The 18,298-nt window shown below is 43.5% G+C and carries 17 protein-coding genes; 11 read left to right on the top strand and 6 right to left on the bottom strand.

Annotation, left to right across the window (positions count from 1 at the left end):
- Window positions 1-14: 14 nt before the first annotated feature.
- The gene (locus AC23N5_RS24505) at window positions 15-686 is read left to right on the top strand and encodes a DUF4159 domain-containing protein (protein ID WP_028524808.1); all 672 of its coding nucleotides are present in this window, start codon (window positions 15-17) and stop codon (window positions 684-686) included.
- A 90-nt stretch (window positions 687-776) separates the two neighbouring features.
- Window positions 777-1,565: an acyl-CoA desaturase gene (locus AC23N5_RS24500; RefSeq protein ID WP_183975832.1), complete on the top strand. Its 789-nt coding sequence runs from the start codon at window positions 777-779 to the stop codon at window positions 1,563-1,565.
- An 85-nt stretch (window positions 1,566-1,650) separates the two neighbouring features.
- Here the strand turns inward: AC23N5_RS24500 and AC23N5_RS24495 are convergent, their stop codons facing one another.
- From AC23N5_RS24495 to porX, 4 genes are read right to left on the bottom strand one after another with little or no spacing between them, the layout of a single operon-like run.
- Window positions 1,651-2,181: a 5' nucleotidase, NT5C type gene (locus AC23N5_RS24495; RefSeq protein ID WP_487757638.1), complete on the bottom strand. Its 531-nt coding sequence runs from the start codon at window positions 2,179-2,181 to the stop codon at window positions 1,651-1,653.
- A 27-nt stretch (window positions 2,182-2,208) separates the two neighbouring features.
- Window positions 2,209-2,577, bottom strand: a complete 369-nt coding sequence (locus AC23N5_RS24490) for a hypothetical protein (protein WP_122929862.1) — start codon at window positions 2,575-2,577, stop codon at window positions 2,209-2,211.
- Window positions 2,556-2,969 (bottom strand): HEPN domain-containing protein, encoded by a 414-nt coding sequence (locus AC23N5_RS24485; protein WP_487757637.1) that lies wholly within the window; start codon window positions 2,967-2,969, stop codon window positions 2,556-2,558. The genes AC23N5_RS24490 and AC23N5_RS24485 overlap by 22 nt, the downstream gene beginning before the upstream one ends.
- Before the next feature lie 10 nt (window positions 2,970-2,979).
- Complete coding sequence (porX, locus tag AC23N5_RS24480; protein WP_487757636.1) at window positions 2,980-4,539, bottom strand: T9SS response regulator signal transducer PorX; 1,560 nt, start codon at window positions 4,537-4,539, stop codon at window positions 2,980-2,982.
- Window positions 4,540-4,733: 194 nt separating this feature from the next.
- Between porX and AC23N5_RS24475 the strand changes: the two genes are divergently transcribed.
- The 4 genes from AC23N5_RS24475 to AC23N5_RS24460 all read left to right on the top strand — a co-directional run bounded on the left by AC23N5_RS24475 (window position 4,734) and on the right by AC23N5_RS24460 (window position 8,122).
- Entirely contained in the window at window positions 4,734-5,546 is an 813-nt protein-coding gene (locus tag AC23N5_RS24475) for a universal stress protein (protein WP_487757635.1), read from the top strand.
- Window positions 5,547-5,754: 208 nt separating this feature from the next.
- The gene (gene pyrE / locus AC23N5_RS24470; protein WP_037300879.1) at window positions 5,755-6,396 is read left to right on the top strand and encodes an orotate phosphoribosyltransferase; all 642 of its coding nucleotides are present in this window, start codon (window positions 5,755-5,757) and stop codon (window positions 6,394-6,396) included.
- 51 nt (window positions 6,397-6,447) lie between these two features.
- Window positions 6,448-7,194 carry a peptidoglycan editing factor PgeF gene (gene pgeF / locus AC23N5_RS24465; RefSeq protein ID WP_487757634.1) on the top strand — a complete coding sequence of 249 codons (747 nt, stop codon included), beginning with the start codon at window positions 6,448-6,450 and terminating at the stop codon, window positions 7,192-7,194.
- A 19-nt stretch (window positions 7,195-7,213) separates the two neighbouring features.
- Window positions 7,214-8,122 carry an EamA family transporter gene (locus AC23N5_RS24460; protein ID WP_487757633.1) on the top strand — a complete coding sequence of 303 codons (909 nt, stop codon included), beginning with the start codon at window positions 7,214-7,216 and terminating at the stop codon, window positions 8,120-8,122.
- A gap of 110 nt (window positions 8,123-8,232) precedes the next feature.
- Here AC23N5_RS24460 and AC23N5_RS24455 read toward each other — a convergent pair whose 3' ends face one another.
- Together AC23N5_RS24455 and AC23N5_RS24450 are read right to left on the bottom strand one after the other, a co-directional pair.
- Window positions 8,233-9,033, bottom strand: a complete 801-nt coding sequence (locus AC23N5_RS24455; RefSeq protein ID WP_183975842.1) for a ferritin-like domain-containing protein — start codon at window positions 9,031-9,033, stop codon at window positions 8,233-8,235.
- 15 nt (window positions 9,034-9,048) lie between these two features.
- Window positions 9,049-9,813, bottom strand: coding sequence for a ferritin-like domain-containing protein (locus AC23N5_RS24450; RefSeq protein ID WP_183975844.1), 765 nt, complete (start codon window positions 9,811-9,813; stop codon window positions 9,049-9,051).
- Window positions 9,814-10,082: 269 nt separating this feature from the next.
- Between AC23N5_RS24450 and AC23N5_RS24445 the strand changes: the two genes are divergently transcribed.
- The 5 genes from AC23N5_RS24445 to AC23N5_RS24425 all read left to right on the top strand — a co-directional run bounded on the left by AC23N5_RS24445 (window position 10,083) and on the right by AC23N5_RS24425 (window position 18,146).
- Complete coding sequence (locus AC23N5_RS24445; RefSeq protein WP_487757632.1) at window positions 10,083-10,694, top strand: DJ-1/PfpI family protein; 612 nt, start codon at window positions 10,083-10,085, stop codon at window positions 10,692-10,694.
- A gap of 115 nt (window positions 10,695-10,809) precedes the next feature.
- Entirely contained in the window at window positions 10,810-11,304 is a 495-nt protein-coding gene (locus AC23N5_RS24440; protein WP_183975848.1) for a hypothetical protein, read from the top strand.
- Between the two features lie 93 nt (window positions 11,305-11,397).
- Complete coding sequence (locus AC23N5_RS24435; RefSeq protein WP_487757631.1) at window positions 11,398-13,938, top strand: putative Ig domain-containing protein; 2,541 nt, start codon at window positions 11,398-11,400, stop codon at window positions 13,936-13,938.
- Between the two features lie 73 nt (window positions 13,939-14,011).
- Window positions 14,012-17,071, top strand: a complete 3,060-nt coding sequence (locus tag AC23N5_RS24430; protein ID WP_487757630.1) for a putative Ig domain-containing protein — start codon at window positions 14,012-14,014, stop codon at window positions 17,069-17,071.
- A 70-nt stretch (window positions 17,072-17,141) separates the two neighbouring features.
- The gene (locus tag AC23N5_RS24425; RefSeq protein WP_183975854.1) at window positions 17,142-18,146 is read left to right on the top strand and encodes a M28 family peptidase; all 1,005 of its coding nucleotides are present in this window, start codon (window positions 17,142-17,144) and stop codon (window positions 18,144-18,146) included.
- Window positions 18,147-18,298 lie beyond the last annotated feature (152 nt).

Here is an 18,298-nt window from a genome sequence, read left to right as displayed (position 1 = left end):
AAGACACCCCCATTATGCGCCTCCTTCAAAAGCTGTTTCTATCCCTGTTGCTTAGTGCCTTTATATTGACCACTGCTTCGGCCCAATATTCTTATAAAATCGCAAAACTCAAGTACGGTGGTGGGGGCGACTGGTACGCCAACAAAACATCAGTACCCAATCTCATCAAGTTCTGCAATCAGAACTTACGCATGAATATTTTCCCCGAGGAAGACATTGTGGAGCCTGGAAGCCCCGATTTATTTTCATATCCTTTTGTTCACTTGACAGGCCACGGCAACGTCCTTTTTTCTGATTCGGAAGCCCGAAATCTTCGTAAATACCTGATTGCAGGAGGTTTTCTTCATCTTGACGACAACTACGGATTGGATAAATTTATTCGCCGAGAAATGAAAAAGGTATTCCCCGAACTGGAGTTTGTCGAAGTGCCTTTTAATCACCCCGTTTACCACCAAAAATTCAACTTCACTAATGGGCTTCCCAAAGTTCACGAGCACGACTCTAAACCCCCTCAAGGTTTTGGGCTGTTTTGGCAAGGACGTTTGGTCTGTTATTATAGCTACGAATGCGACCTAGGCAACGGCTGGGAAGACCAAAGTGTCTATAACGACCCCGAAGAACTCCGCCTCCAAGCCTTGCGTATGGGAGCGAATTTGGTTCAGTACGCACTTACTGTCAATCAGTAAGCGGAAATTCGCTCGAAAAGGTTGTTTGTCAGCAAAGCTTTTCTTAGTTTTGTACAAGTTTATAATAAGTTTAAATAATCCATTTGCTTCATGTACGCAGTTTTGGTTGCCTTTTTTGGACATTGGTATCTTTCATTGTTTTGCCAAACATTCTTTTTGCACCGTTACTCTGCCCATAAGATGTTCACTATGAACAAGTTTTGGGAGAAGTTTTTCTACGCTTTGACCTACATTTCGCAGGGGTCTTCGTATTTGAGTCCACGTGCTTACGCCATTTTACACCGTATGCACCACGCGTTTAGCGACACAGAAAAAGACCCACATTCGCCGCATCATACCGAAAACGTGTTTACGATGATGTGGAAAACCAAAGATATTTACAATGCTGTTGTGCAGCGTAAAATGAAAGTTGAAGCTCGTTTTGACCGTGATTATCCATATTGGGAAAAACTCGAAAAATTGGGTGACTCATGGATTTCACGCGTTGGTTGGGGGGTATCGTACTCGGTTTTCTATATTTTTGCGTTTATCTATTTGGATATGCACTGGGCGTTTTTCTTGTTGTTGCCTATCCACTTTTTGATGGGCCCTGTTCACGGTGCTATCGTCAACTGGAGTGGTCACAAGTACGGTTACCAAAACTTTGACAACCGCGATGAGTCAAAAAATTCGTTGATTTTTGATTTATTGATGATGGGCGAATTGTTCCAAAACAACCACCACAAATTGCCAAACCGTGCCAACTTTGGTACTAAATGGTTTGAATTTGACCCAACTTATCCAGTTATTAAACTCTTGAGTTGGACTAAAATCATCAAACTTCGTGAATCAAAAGTAGGTGTTGAGGTACCAGCACCAGCGCACGAAAGAGAGGCATAAGAAGCTAAAGATATTTCCAATAAAAAAGCGGGTTAGTGTCAACTAGCCCGCTTTTTTATTGGAGAAAATTTTCAAAGTAATAACCCTACAAGAGACGTTTTAAAATTTCTTCCCAGTTCATGACACGCTCAAACTCCGTTTCCTTGAGATTATGAGGTGCGTTGAATAGTAATCCTTTTCCTTTGAATGTCTTCAGGTTTCGTGGCATATCGTCGATGAGGTAATCGCCGTTTAGGATACTTTTATCGCCACAAAAAACGATGTTTGACCAAGAAATAAACCCAAAATGACGGTGAAGCCAATCGTACTTTTCGCGAAAGGAGTTGGGAAATTCCATCGCTGCTGTTGCGACAAAAATTTCGTATTTTTTGCTCAATTCCAACACGGCTTCTTGGGCATTCGGAATGAGCGGAATGTCTGAAAAAAAGCCAGGTTCGTGGAGGATTTTGTAAAGTCGCTTTTGATCGGATTGCGACAGGGTTTCGTAAAAAGAGTCTTGGTGAAGTTCTTCCGAAGTTAATTGGGTGTCAAATTCACGAAGAACGATGTCCGCAAGTTTACCATGGGTATCGGCCAATACGTCGTCTTGGTCTAAAATGAGGCGTGGTTTGGTCATGTGTTTAAATAAAGGCGATTTTACTTACTATAAGTTGACTCGGTGGAGATACGAATCAGGAAATACTTTACCATTTATTGTATTCCCAACAAACCAAGAATTAGGCATTGTGACAACTGTTTTTAATGATTTTATCAAGCTCTCATTAGAGTCCATTAAGGTAATTGTCAACCCGTCATCCAAATGGCTATTAGAAATAATATCAATTAATTGTTTATAGTAATGTCGCTTTCCTAATTTGTTTATGTCATCTCTTGACAAAACTAATTTCCAGTTGTCGGCATCATCATCATACATCCAAAATACGATTGGAAACTTGAGCCCAGAGTTATCTAAACGCTTGATGATGCGCTTACTGCGCTCTATATCGCTTTCTACCAATGTTGTTCTAACCATAGGAGTATCCCGTTTTCGTTATCAACAATAGACAAATATAAATCATTCGCAGCTTGCATGCCGAATTTTTGATACCTACTTTTCTCATTCCAATCTTTTACTACTTCCCAGTTCGCTTTAAATATTGGATTTTCAATACAATAGCGCTGGTGAATAGGTTGTAAGCCTGCTAATTTTAGCAGTTTTTGAAGGTCATGTGTGTAACTATCATGGGCTAAATGCTTATCTGGAAAATCGAATTTACGAACTTGTTTGGCAATACATGCTTTCAAGGCACATTCAATAGAATAGCCAGCTAAATAATACGCTCCACTGTATTGTTTATGCTCAAGTAAAAGTTTGGCTTCTATTAAACGAAGCTTAGCTAGCTTTTGTAAGTCGCTTCTGTTCATTTAACTGAAATTATTTCGGCTTCAAAAACACAAAAGGTATAATCATTTCTTCGATAGAGACACCTCCGTGTTGGAACGTATCACGGTACATATTTACGTATTGATTGAAGTTGTTGGGGTAGGCAAAAAAGTAATCGCCAAGGGTGAAAACGTAGGCAGTTGATACGTTCAGTTTCGGTAAAAACAATCGCTCAGGACGGCGGCATACGTAAAGGTGGTTGTCGTCAAAACCAAGGTTTTTGCCCTGTTTGTAGCGCAAATTGGTGTTAGTTTCGCGGTAGCCGACGATTTTTACTGGTTTCTTCACACGCGTCATGCCATGGTCGGTAGTAATGATAATGCGGCCTTTTTTCTCCGCAATTTTCTGAATCAAATCCATGATGGGCGAATGCTGAAACCACGACTTGGTAATGGAGCGATAGGCAGCTTCGTCAGGTGCTAATTCTTTGATCATCATCATGTCGGTTCGGGCGTGCGAAAGCATGTCCACGAAGTTATAGACGATGACGTTCAAGTGGTTTTTCCAGAGATTAGGCAAGTTATCAACGAGGTTTTTACCTTGGTTCTGGTTGATGATTTTGTTGTACGAAAACCGTACTTGCATACGATTACGTTCAAATTGCTTCCGCAACAAATCTTCTTCGTGCTTATTTAACCCTTCTTCGCCTTCGGGAGTGTTTTCATCGTTTACCCACCAATTTGGGTATTGTTTTTCGATTTCACTCGGCATCAATCCCGCAAAAATGGAGTTACGTGAAAAACCCGTCGTCGTAGGGAGTATTGAATAATAAGAGCCTTCTTCTTCAATCGTAAAGTATTCATTCAGAAGAGGTTCTACTACTTTCCATTGGTCAAAACGGAAGTTGTCGATGAGAATAAAAAAGAGCGGCTCGCTGGGTTTCATCAACGGAAACACTTTCCGCTTCATTAACTGGTGCGACAGAATGGGTTTGTCGGAATGAGGGTCGTTGAGCCAGTCTTCGTAATTGTCAATGATAAACTTGCAAAAGTTGTTGTTTGCTTCTTCTTTTTGGGTGTAAAACACCTCTTCCATGCTTTTGTCTTTGCTCTGCTCAAGTTCTAACTCCCAGTATATGAGCTTTTTGTAAAGTTCTACCCACTCAGAGTGGCCGATGCGGTCTTGGTATTGCATGGCCAGCTGGCGGAACTCTTGCATGTAATTGTGGTTTGTTTTTTCACTAACCAAGCGCTTGTTGTCCAAAATCTTTTTGACCGACAATAAAATCTGATTGGGATTCAGCGGCTTGATGAGGTAGTCGGCAATTTTAGAACCAATGGCTTCCTCCATGATGCGCTCTTCCTCGCTTTTGGTAATCATAACCACGGGAAGGTTTGGGCGACTTTGCTTAATTTGAGCTAAGGTTTCAAGCCCCGTGAGCCCAGGCATATTTTCGTCCAAAAAAACGACATCAAAACGTTCTTGCTCTACTTTTTCGAGGGCATCTGCGCCGCTATTGACTGGAGTAATGGTGTAACCTTTGCCCGTTAAGAATAAAATATGGGGTTTAAGTAAGTCTATTTCATCGTCTGCCCAGAGGATATTTGCCATAGTGAATTGTGTTGAATTGATACAAAGGAGTTGGTGAGTACAAGAGTTCTTGAAACTTGACTTTTCTAACGTGCGAAGGTGCGAATAATTGTAGAGGAGTGACAATTATCAGCCAAGATAAATGCGTTTTATCATATTTTTTAGTGGGTTGAATAAAGAAATTTGACCTGTTCACCAACTAATTCTCCCTAAAAATGAAAACGATACTTGTCCCCACCGACCTGAGCGATGTCTCTGAATATGCCCTTGAGGTAGCCGTAGAAATTGCAAAAAAACAAGGAGCAACGGTGTCGCTGTTGAAGAAAATTGTTTTTCCAACGCTCGAATACACCATGATAGACAACGAATTTTATGAGTCGAAAGATGAATTTTATAAGTACTTAACGCAAGACTCGAAAGAGCGCCTTAAAGACATGGTGGACAAGCCAAAGTACGACAATGTAAAGTTTCGATTTAAAATCATGCGAGATACGGATACGCTGGCGTCGATTGTAACGCAGCAAAACGTTGACCTTATTGTGATGGGATCTACGGGGGCAACGGGCTGGAAAGAGTGGACAAAAGGCTCTAATGCAGAGCAAGTTGTGCGTTATTCCCGCTGCCCAGTGTTGGTGGTAAAAGCACCCGTTGCTGCGTTTAAGCGCGTTGTAGTAGCCATTGATTTTGAAAATATTGGATTTATTAAAACGTCATTGGCCTTGTTGGATACCGCGCAAATTGAACCATACTTTGTGTATGTTGATAACGGAATGGCAAAATTTGACGGGCCGCAATTAAAAAATGAAATGGGAAAACTTGCGCTTGAGTTGGGCTTGACAAATTACGAGTTTACCATTTTTAATGATGATACGATTGAGCAAGGAATTTTGGATTATGCCAAGGAAGTAGAAGCGGATATTATAGTGATGTACACGCACGGGCGCAAGGGTTTTGATCACTTTATCAATGGAAGTATCGCCGAAGACGTTGTTAATCATGCAGATATTCCAGTATTAGTGAGTCATTAACAACCGTCAGACGATAGTCAGACGGTGATTAGACGCAATACTGTCAGACGGTGATTAGACGTAATACTGTCTGACTATCGTCTGACAGTGACGTACAAAATCAGAAAAGAATGGTGCGCGGGGCGTGCCATTCTTTTTTTATGCGTAATTTTGCACCGCAAAATAGCGTATCTAGTAACTTCAAACTCGTGCATTTGCACGCATTTTCATGCAAAACCACTCGGATGTATCGCGTCAAATTGCGGCGCACTTACTCAATATCGAGGCCATTCGTCTTCGTCCCGACCAACCTTTCAAATGGAGTTCGGGCTGGAATTCACCCATTTATTGTGATAATCGCCTTTCACTTTCGTACCCCGAAGTACGAACTTACATCAAAAATGCCCTTGCAGATGCCATTCGCGTTGCTTTTCCAGCAGCCGAACTGATTGCAGGCGTTGCTACAGCGGGTATTGCTCAAGGAGCGCTTGTTGCGGATGTCCTCCACATGCCTTATGCCTATGTACGTCCTGAACCCAAAAAACACGGCATGGGCAATCAAATCGAAGGGCGTATTTTGCCAGGCCAAAAAGTAGTGGTTTTGGAAGATTTGATTTCGACGGGCGGTAGTTCATTGAAAGTAGTAGATGTTTTGCGTGAAGCTGGCGCTGAAGTGTTGGGAATGGCTGCCATCTTTACCTATGGTTTTGCGTTAGCCGACGAAAACTTTAGCCAAAAAGGAGTAGAGTTAATGTGTTTAAGCAATTACGATAGCTTATTACAAGAGGCTTTGAAATTGGATTATGTGACTGAGGGCCAGTTAGAAACGTTGGCGCAGTGGCGTAAAGACCCAGGAAGCTGGGGCGTATAACAAATTTGTCTCGCCTCGGCATTTTGTCGGGGCGTTTTTAATTCTTCTCGCATGAGCTCTGTTAATATCCCATCTATATTTTCTCCATTTAATCACCTAATTGCGGCCGAAAGTACCCGCCTTGGCGGAGTGAGTAGCCCACCTTTTTCGTCGCTAAATTTGGGAATTAATACCCAAGATTCTTTTGAAAATGTTCAAGCCAATCGGGCTATTTTTTTTCAACAATTAGGTATTGAAGAAACTCAGTTTGCGTCGTCATTTCAAGTGCACGGTGCCGAAGTGCAAATTGTCGAAAAAGGTGGCCGCACTGAAGGGTACGACGCGCTCGTGACCAATCAACCAAATGTGTTTGTGGGGGTGACGGTGGCCGATTGTACCCCGATTTTGATTTTTGACTCAAAACAGTTGGCCGTAGGAGCCATTCATGCAGGTTGGCGCGGAACGGTCGCCGAGATTGTTCGCAAAACCTTGACAACCATGGCCGAAACTTACGGGACGCAAGCCAAAGATTGTTTCGCCTACGTGGGAACCTGCATCGACGAGTGTTCGTTTGAAGTAGGAGAGGAGGTAGCCGAGCAATTTGAGGCCGAATTCAAACGCTTTGATACAGGGCTTAATAAATACTTCGTCGATTTAAAACGTGCCAATGCGGCTCAATTAGTAGCTTTTGGTATTCCAAAAAATCAAATAGAGATTTCCTCATTTTCAACCATCACGCACAACGACACCTTTTTCTCTTATCGATTAGAAAAAGGGCAAACAGGCCGAATGTTGGCCGTTATTGGGCGAAAAGAGTAAACTAGAGAATTATTCTACAATGCAACAATCTTCATCTTCGTTAAAACTTTGGGTTAATCTTCTGTTGGTGTACGTAATTTGGGGTTCTACCTTTTTAGGAGTTCGCTATGCCCTCGAAACGTTACCGCCGTTGTTGACCAATACCATTCGATTTTTAGTGGGTGGTGTCCTTTTATTTGTCTTTACCTTGCTCAGAGGATACGGCATTCCTTCGCTTAAACAATGGTTGTCAGCAGCCTGGGTAGGTGTGTTGTTGAGCGGCATCGGAAACTGCGCCGTAGCGTATGCCATTGGTTACATGCCGTCGGGCTTAGTGGCTTTGTTGGTAGCGACGTTGCCAGGCTGGATGGTGGGTTTGGATTATTACTTCTTTGCGCGTCAAAAACCCTCATGGATTACCGTACTTGGGTTGGGCGTGGGGTTAGTTGGAATGTATATTTTGTTAAACCCATTTGGGCAAGAACATACCCGTGAAATCCCGCTTTGGCCAGCATTTTTGGTATTTATTGGGTCAATCACTTGGGCGTGGGGGTCGTTGCAATCCCCTTATCTGGATATGCCACCGCGTATGCAAACGACTGCCATTCAAATGCTGGGGGGAGGAGTTTTTTCGCTGGTAATGAGTTTGGCATTAGAGCCAAAAATGAGTGAGTCCTTGTCGCACATGACGAACCAAACATATTTTTCTTTGGCTTACCTTATCGTTATGGGTTCGTTTGTAGGGTATTCGGCTTATGTGTGGCTGCTGCACCATGCGCCTCCAACGTTGACCGCTACCTATGCTTATGTCAATCCCGTTGTTGCCATCATTTTAGGCGCTTTGTTTATTCACGAAGTGCCAAGTAGCCGATCGTTAGTAGCTTCGGCTGTGGTGTTGGCGGGAGTGGTTTTGATTACGTTGGGGTGCCGCTTTTCGGTAAAAAGCTAAAATGACTGCTTTGTAAATAAAATGGCCTTAGCCTCAACATTATTGCAATAGAATGCGCAAAAGTCAAGGCTAAGGCTAAAAAAGATACCCACGCGTTTTAATCTAAACGCTTATTTAATGAATGGACCTGCAATGGCCAATACTTCTTCTTTTGTCAAAGGCTCGTCAAACGAATCTTGCGCAAATTTCATGGCTCTCATTTGAGAAGCATTGTTTTGGAACAATAGTTTTGGTTGCGAAAGCGCCACAATGTCAACTCCTGCTACGTGGGTTGTGTTGTTTTCACGCGCATAGATAGCGGCAGGAACCCCACCTGTGTTCATTTCGCTGGCATAGGCCGACATACTACGGATAATTCTAATTTCCCCAGCGTGACGAGCTTCCACGGAGTGAATACGAAGCGCTGCCTCTAAAATATCTCGGTTGCTTGCCAAATTAGGCGCTTGCCCCTTGTAAGCACGAACCCCCGTGTCTTCAAATGCTTGCGCTAGGGTAAGAAATACAGGATAATTGGTGTAAGGATTGGGAAAAGCACCTTTGGCAGTAAAATCAAACTCGGGTTTTGCTACTGCACTAGCTCCCAATGCACTTTTAAGAAAGGCAACGTGTTGTGCTTCGTGTTTGGCAATTTCATTAATAAGCCCTCGGTCTGCCCCAAAGTTAAGACTAGAGTTCATCCCTTTCATATAGAACTCTGCTTCAAGGTATTCCAGTACCAGTGCAAAGTTTAGCACGTCGGTTATTGTATTACTTTGCCCATAGGCTTTATTTAGTACACCTGCAAAAAAAAGGCCGCTCGTTGCCGCTGCAACAGAGGTTGTCTTTAACATTTTGCGGCGCGAGTAGTTGAATTTTTCGGCGGCATCACCGTCAATTTTTTCAATGTCAGAAAGAATATTGAAGATATTCATGGTTTTGCTATGATTTTAGGCGTTGGTGGTTGGTAAATTGGCTCCGCTTAGTTTTTGTTTGATAAACCCTTGCGCTACAGGAAGCACTTCCGATGGCTTATAGACGATATCCAAACCATTTGAATCAGTCGTACCAAATCCGAAAGAGTAAGTAGAGCCAGGGAGCGGCAAATACATGTGCCCCGTAACTGAAGCGTGGCGGGCTTCTACCGAAACAATTTTACCCGCAATTCCGATAATATCCGCGTTTTTGATGTAACGTGCCGCGCCATTATAAGCACCCACTCCAGTACTTTCTAGGATGTTAGCAACTTGAAAAACGTTGTTACGGTCATTGAAGTTGACCGTCGAAAAGTCAAAGTCTAGGTCAGGAATGGCATTTGCCCCCAATACTGCTCTGAAAAATTCGCGGTGTACCAATTCGTGCTCTCTAATTTCCTGCAAGATTTGGAGTTCATTAAAGGTTAATCCTGCCGTTTTTTCTTGAGCAACAGTGTAAAAAGCAGTTTCTAATTGCTCCAAAGCATACGCATAATTAAGGATTCCAATGTCGCCTGCTCCCAAATCAATGGAGCCATCAGCATTTACCCTTGCCCCAGAATGGGCCATCGAGCCACCAGTAGGTGAAAGGTCGAGGCTTTTTGAACAAGCCATCAAAAACGAAGTCGTAGATGCGGCAAAGATGCCCAAATGGCGTAAAAATAATCTTCGCTCTGCAGAAGGAATGCTTGGAACCGTTGGCCCTTTGGCTTTTGTTTCTGAAATAGTTGATTTTTCCATAGAAATAAGGCATTGTAACGTTTAACTGCATTTGGAAATCAAATACATCCGTACATACGGTTGGCTTTCATCTGGCGGATTTACGAGAAAAAAAATAGTCGTAAAAGAAGAGAATATAAAAAATATTGCAAATAAAATATTTAAAAGAAGAATATGTGTTTATGTTCAGATAATCAGGCTGTTACACTAATTTGAGTTGTGTTTTTATTGTATTAAAAACATATAAAAAATAATTATTTTTTGTTAAAAATCTCTAAAATAAAAAATTGATGACACGCAGCGTAGCCATTTTTCTCTTCGATGAGGTCGAAGTGCTTGATTTTGCAGGGCCTTATGAGGTCTTTAGTGTAGCTGGTTTACGGACGCTCCCGCAGAAACCGTTTGATGTTTTTACGGTGGCCGAAAAACCTTCCATTGTGGCACGAAACGGCCTAAAAGTTATCCCTGACTTTACGTTTGAAAATATGCCCAAAGCGGACATTGTATTGCTACCAGGTGGGGGTGGTTATACGCCCGACGGAGTAGCCTTTGGTAGCCGACGTGAAATGAATAACCCTGTGGTGCTGGAGTGGGTCAAAAAACAGGCGACACAAGTAGAACTCCTTTTGTCGGTTTGTACGGGGGCATTGATTCTGGGACAAGCAGGTTTATTAAATGGGTTAAAAGCAACCACGCATTTTATGGCGCTTGATTCGTTGCGGGCTATTTCTGCTGAGATTGAGGTAGTCGAAAAAGTTCGGTACGTGGATAATGGAACCGTAATTTTATCGGCGGGGGTTTCGGCGGGCATTGACATGTCGTATTACGTGGTAAGCAAGCTGCTAGGGTCAGAAATTGCTACCGAAGCTGCCCGTTATGCACAGTACGACTATTGGCCTTGAGCAGAGATATACCAAAACAAAATGCCCTTATTTGTAATTTTTCCAAAGATTTAATACTTTGCCTAAGAATTCTCAGTTATACATAGTAAGAAACCACTTTAACATTTCAATCACCATGAAAAAATACGTTTACGCATCTCTCTTTTTCGCAGTAGCACTTTTGGCAGGCTGCTCGAAAACGGAACCAGAACCAGAACCTGCTGAACAGGTGATTGGAACATACAACGTTGACAAAATAACCGAATCAATCAAATATGCTTCTGCGGCTTCTGAGATTTCTGAGACCATTTCTTTGCCAATCAAAGGCAACGGTTATGAACTAACGGCCGTATTGGACGTTGCTAAAAAAGCGTCAAATATTGTTACAATTGCCTTTGTTCAAACCGTTAAATACACCAATGGCCAAACTGAAAAAGACAGCGATGCGTTTGACAGTATTGAATTGAAAAAAGTAGAAGGCACGTCTGAATACGAAATGTTGGATACGGGCGTGAAGATTGGTACAATTGGGAACAATACCATCACTTTCGAGAACGTCTCAAATGACAAAGATAGCTTGGGCAGAGCTTATACTTATACTTTCCGTATGACGGGTAAAAAGTCGATTTAAGTAAACTTTTAATACTTTTGAAGGTTAGAAAGTTAGGAAAACGTTGCTTTTCTTTACTTTCTAACCTTTTTTCATTTTAATAATCCACATCTTATGAAGCGTCAATGGTGTTTGTGGTGGTTGGGGATGATGTTGATGGTTTCGGGAGTATATGCCAACGACCAGCAACGGTATTTGGCTTATCTTCAACTCAATTTGAGTCGGGCAGCGGATGCTGAACTCGACATGATGGAAGAGGCCGTAAAGGCGGGCTGTAATGCCGTTCACTTAACGATACATTGGGATTACGTGTATCCTTCGGCCACCTCTCAGCCCGATTGGAAAAAATACGATAGCCAAATTGCGTTGGCCCAGAAATTGGGCGTAAAAGTCGCGTTGCGTATTTATTTGGGCCGCAATGAGGGCAGAATTGCAGGTTTTATGTCCAATGAGGAACGGCAGCGCGACCAGCATGGCCGTGCGTTGGTATCGGGCTATGCGAGTACGTATTTTAGCTTTGCAAGTCAGCCAGCGGTTGATAAGGGCAATAGTTTTATCAAAGAAGTATGCGAGCGATATAAAACTGCGCAAGAGCAAGGCATTATTTCTTGGGTATCGGTGTGTCTAACTCCTACGCAAGAAACGGGTTATTTTTTCGAAAATTCGTCGGAGGGGTATCCTCACCCTACGGTGTTTGATTATTCGCCCGCCATGAAGCGAGAGTTCCGAATTTGGTTAAGTAGAAAATACACCAAAATCGCCCGTCTCAATGTCTTTTGGCAAACCGATTACAAAGACTTTCAAGAGGTAGAACCCCAAACGGCTTTGGCCAATCGCGACCAAGTATTTTGGGGGCAGGCAGGAAAAGACTGGTACGTGTTTCGGCATGCTATTTTTAAGCAGTTTATTGAACAAACAACCCGCACCATCAAAAATGTGCATTCGGGCTACCGCGTCATTACAGATTTTGGTTCAGTCTTTGACCAACTCAGCGCGGTTTGTGGCAGTGTGGCGTTTAGAGATTTAAACGCAGGAACGGATGGGGTGAAAATCAACAACGACGTTCGCTACGACCACCGTTTTTCGATGGATATTCTGCGGAGTAATGTATTGCCCAATCAGTGGATTTTGAATGAAGTTTTTCCCGATTTTAAGGCACAAAAAGCAAGTGATCTTATTACCAAGCAATTTGACGAAAGCTACGCCCATGGCGCACGCTGGATTAGTGTGGTACTTGGTACAAAAGAAGTATTGGAGCAAGCCAAACCTATTCTAAAAAGTACAGCAACTAAGTGGTTGTCAGCTCCTTTTGTTGATGTATTGCCCAAGGATTACATGACCTACAATCTTTCTCGGGTGTTGGAGTTTGGCTATTTTAGTGGAGGAGTTTATGGGGAATGGGCCAATCGCGCAGGGCCAGAGTCAAATCGAAGTCCAGTGAATATTCGGATGGTCGAAGATATTTTGGCTGATTCGCTGCAAGGAGCGATTAATCGCCCGCCTTATGTCAAAAACGCACTACCTACCAAGACCATTAAAGTCAACTCTCCCTTTTCTTATCGCTTGAGCTCGGAGGTGTTTGTGGACGTCGATGGTGCCATAAGTAGTGTCGTACTGCAAGGACAACCGTCATGGCTTAGGTTTTCTAATGGTATTTTTTCAGGAACGCCGACCCAAACGGGAATTTATACTTTTACCGTTCGAGCCACCGACGACGACGGGGCGACGGTTGAAACAACCTTTACGATTATTGTCGATAATTTAGGCCGTTTTAATCAAGCACCGACGCTTCGCAAACGTATCTCTAATGCTGTAGGGTTGTACAAACAACCCTTTATTTTTTCAATTTCAGACAGCACATTTGTTGATTCAGATGGTTTTATTAGTCGAATGGAAGTCATTGGTTTGCCTGGATGGGCGCAGTACCGCAAAGGAGAAATTCGTGGTTTGGCTGATACTGTTGGGGTGTATTCGTTGCGGGTACGGGGGTATGACGACGAAGATGCGGTCGTTGAAACATCTTTTACCATCACCATCAATTACCCTACGGTTTACTTTGATTTAATCCAAGCGGGAAAACCTGGACAGCGATTTTTGATCAAACGGTTGCAGCCCAAAGAACAATTGTTGCAACACCAATTGCCAACGGCGGTCAATGTGTATGCCAACTGCGATGCCGTTTTTGATGCTTTTGATTTGGAAATTACGGGTGCGCAGTGCCAAAAAACATCTACAACAAGCTCTCCTTTTTCGCTTTATGAAGGAGACGCTGGCCTTCCAGTGACGGCAGGGAAGTATTTTTTGAGAGGTAAGGCTTATTTTCGTAAACAACTGATTGCGTCAACAGAATATGAATTGGAGTTTTTGCCCTCAGATCCAGTCTCAAAACAACCTATTTCGGTAGAAGATTGGTCGGTATTCCCAAATCCAGCCACTGATTTTGTCCATCTCAAACATCCCTCGGGCAAACTGTCATCTCCTCGTTTTGTGACGCTTTTAGGGCAGGAAATCACTGTTCCAGAAGAAACAATGTACCGCTCAGGGACGCAAATTTCGTTCAATTTACGGCAGCTGCGGCTTGGTGCAGGCATTTATTTCTTAAAATTACAACTCGAAGATGCCACCTGGAAAGTGTTTCGCGTCGTCAAGTATTAATCAAGTGTAGAGGGTTGCTCACAACCCGTATTCAAGTGTCAAGGGTTGCTCACAACCCACTTATTATTCCAAAATGATAAAAATAGTAGGAATTTGGTTAGGAGTGATTTGGGCTACGATGGCGGTTGCACAGCAGGGAGCGCAACAGCGATACGTAGGTTTGCAGCTGTTGAATCTAAATGCCGAACCAGATTATGGCGCCGACATCATCGAGCAGTCAGTAGGAGCAGGGGCCAATTTAGTCGTATTGACGATTTATTGGGATGAAGTATATAAAACGGCCACCTCACAACCCGATTGGCGACAGCCCGACCGCCAAATGGAACAAATTGCACGGCTGGGCGTGAAAGCGGGCATCCGCATTATGCTTGGACGGAAAGCTGAGCGCCTCCAAGGGTTTTGGACGTCAAATGAAATCATGAACGATGATTTAGGACGACCGCTTTGGGGCGTGTATGGACGAACCTGCTTTAGTTTTGCCCATGCGCCAACAGTGACCAAAGCCCAAAGTTTTTTAAAAGAAGTATGCCAACGCTATAATGCCTATCAGTCGCAAGGAACTATCTTGTACGTGACTTTTGTCAATACCCCAACCCAAGAGCTTGGCTATCATTACGAGACAGAATTAAACGGTGATTACAAACAGGTGTATCCCACAGGTTTTGACTATTCGTCGCCCTCCTTGGAGGCATTTAAAGGTTGGATTACGCAGCAGTATAAGCGCATCAATAAACTCAATTACATTTGGGGAACCAAATTTACGTCCCTCAACGACGTTCGACCGCCAACGACTGCTTATCGCCCTTTACCTGCGTACCGAACCCGCGCGGGCAAAGATTGGTATTTGTTTTCGCACCTCCAGCTTAAAAACTTTATTGACCAAAGCATTCGTACCATTAAACAGGTGAATCCGTCGTATAAAGTGGTCAATGAATACGGCGCGGTGATTGACGTACAAGCTGCTGTTCGGGGTACGATTGCCTTTAAAAATTTGGACGAAAACGCCGACGGAACCAAGGTGCATAATGACCTTTATTGGAATCACCGTTTTATTACGGATGTGGTTCGGTCTAATCGTCCAGGAAAATGGATAATGAACGAAACGTTCTTTTCGCCCGTCTATTCGGACGATTTGCTCATCAAACATTTTGATGAATGTTTTGAAAACGGCTGTAATGTCGTGACCATGGTGGCAAGTACAAAAGATACCCGTTTGTCGTCCATTTTTGGTCCAGTGGCAGCACGATGGAAAAATAGACCTTGGAGTGAACTAAGGAGCAACGCGACCATAACTTACAAAGTAACTGAAGTACTCGACTCGACTTCAACAATCGTAGAAAAAGCGTGGAGAACCCATCCGCAGCCATCGCCCATTGATGTAAAATTAGAAGAGGATATTTTGGGCGAAGACTATTGGCGAATTTTGGCGGCCAATGTCTATCCAGTCGTAGCAAATCCAATCATTGACCGTGCCACAAAACCTAAAAAGACGTATTCTTACACCTTGCCCAAAGACGTTTTTTTAGACCCTGATGGCGAAATCGTGACCATCGAAGCCCTTGAAAAACCGCAGTGGTTGACGTTCTCAAATGGTACATTTACGGGCACAGTGCCCGATCAACTTGGAGAGTCAAAAATTACTTTGCGGGCAATCGACGATGAAGGAGCAACGGTGCAAACGAGTTTTTTGCTTAAAATAGTGAATGTCAATCAAAAACCTGTCGTCAAGCGAACGCTTCCCGATTTTGAATCTTCGCTTAATCAAACCATTTCGTACCCGATTCAGGGTGATATTTTTGATGACCCCGACGGCGTGATTGTTCGCACCCAGGCCATCGGTTTACGACCTTGGATGTCGTTCAATTCAAAAGAGTTTTCGGCGTATCCACAAGAACAAGGCACGTTTACGATTACGTTGCGCGGCATTGACGACGACAGTGCATACGCAGAGACTTCTTTTAAAGTGAAAATCCTAAATCGGTCGCCGATTGTCAAACAATTGTTGCCCGAAAAAACAATTGCTCAGAATAAAGCTTTTCGTTTCAAAGTCCCGACTTCTATTTTCACCGATCCTGATGGACAAATCACGAAAGTAAAAGCGGTAGGACTTCCTTCGTGGCTTACCTACGATGCCGCTACAAGCACGTTGACAGGAACGCCCACGCAATTGGGGACCTATCAATTAGGAATTCGGGCTTACGACAATGGGGGCGATTCGGTCGAGACAGCTTTTGTTATCAAGGTGGATTTGTACGGAACTCAAAATGTGCCTCCCGTGCTCAGATACACGCCTCCCAACGCTCAATTGTACGTAACCCAGCGTTTTTCATACAAAGTTTCAGACTCACTTTTTTATGATACCAATGGGTACGTCGATCGAATCGAAACCCCGAATTTGCCGTCTTGGCTAACGTTTAAAAACAATGAAATTTCGGGAATAGCGAACGCCGCAGGGATGTATTCGGTGACCTTACGAGCAGTGGACGATGACGAAACTTCAACTTCAACCACCTTCAACATAGAAGTAAAACAGGCTCAGTTGAGTTTTGAGCTGATTCAGGCAGGAAAAGCGGGGTTGCGAAAAAGTTTGGGGATTTTGAAAAATGGCGATGTTTTAACAGAAGCTACGCTGCCCCAAAGCATTACCGTGTATGCCAATAGTGAAGCCCCCGCGACCAAGGTGAATTTTGTGCTCCGAGGGCCGTATTCAAAAAATTATACAGCAACGCGCTTCCCTTTTACCCTTTTTGATGAAGAAATGGGTTTTGCACCAATAGCAGGTCGGTATGTTTTAGAGGCAGTTGCTTTTAATGATTCGGCCAAAGTGAGCGCCGCCACCATCCAATTTACGGTAAAATCAGACCAAACATTGCAAGATTGGGAAGCCTATCCAAATCCGTTTGATCGGGTATGCAATGTGAAACTACCCAAAGATTTGGAATTGGCATCGGTCGAGTATCAACTATTGACTGTGACGGGAAGTAGTTTGCCGTTGAACAAGTCAGCCGTTACGGTGGTAGAAGAGACAGCTTACATTGATATGACGTCATTGGCTTTGCCCAAAGGAACGTATTTTCTCAAAATCTTAGAAAGCGGTTCTCTTAAAAAAATCATTAAAATCCTCAAACTGTAAGCAAAAGTGAGCATTTACATGCCAAACTTGCCTTACTTTTGTACTTTCAAAAAAATAGAAAATCAACTCCATGTTTAAATCAACCAAGTGGGTGGTAGCTGCAATGGCGTCAATAACGCTTTGGAATTGTGGTACCAGTACAGATTCATCGACTTCAGAACAAACAACCGCATCTTCGACGTCCAGCCTTGTAAAAGCTCCTGCGTTTAACGGAGATTCTGCCTATAAATACATTGATAATCAGGTGAAATTTGGGCCACGAGTGCCTAATTCGTCGGCCCACGTGAAGTGTGGAGATTACTTGGTGGCAGAGCTGAAACGCCTTGGGTGTACAGTGACGGAGCAAAAATTCACGGCAACGCATTACGACGGCTCAAAACTCAATGCCCGCAATATTATTGGGAGTATCAATCCGCAAGCCACCAAGCGAATTTTGTTGGCGTCGCACTGGGACAGTCGCCCCGTAGCTGATGAAGACCCGACCAATAAAAAAGGAGCCATCGACGGTGCTAACGACGGCGCTAGTGGCGTAGGTGTACTCATTGAACTAGCCAGGGTGATTCAGCAGGCAGCTCAAAAACCATCGGTAGGGGTTGATATTATGTTTTTTGACGTAGAAGATGGTGGCAATGCCGCAGTCGCCAAAGATAAATTTACGGGATTTTGCCTAGGCTCGCAGTATTGGGCGGCCAACAAACACGTCCCCAATTATACGGCCTATTACGGAGTATTGTTAGACATGGTAGGGGCAAAGGGTGCAACGTTTCCTAAGGAAGCATTCTCAAATCAATACGCGGGAGAAATTACGCGCACTATTTGGAACATCGCAGGCCAGCTTGGGTACAGTTCGTATTTTATTCAAGAAGATGGAGCTGCCATCACTGACGACCATTTGCCAGTAAACGAAACGGCTAAAATTCCGATGGTTGATATTATTCATTTGCAAATGAACAACCCTACCAAAACGTTTTTTGACGCGTGGCATACCCACACGGACGACATGCGCAACATTGACCCAACAACGCTCAAGGCCGTTGGTCAAACTTTAGTGCAAGTGCTGTACCAAGAACAATAAAAACCCTTCACGGAATGTGCTTTCGGTTGCTCACAACCGAAAGCTTGCGCCGAGGTTTAGTTCGCAGTGGGCCGCGGTTATGAACTGTGTTAAAAACCAAATAGTAAGGCAAATATTATTTTGCGAGCGCCATTCTGTTAGCCTGAAAATCA

This window comes from Runella sp. R5_40 (assembly GCF_057652295.1).
This window is presented reverse-complemented; position numbering and strand designations above follow the sequence as displayed.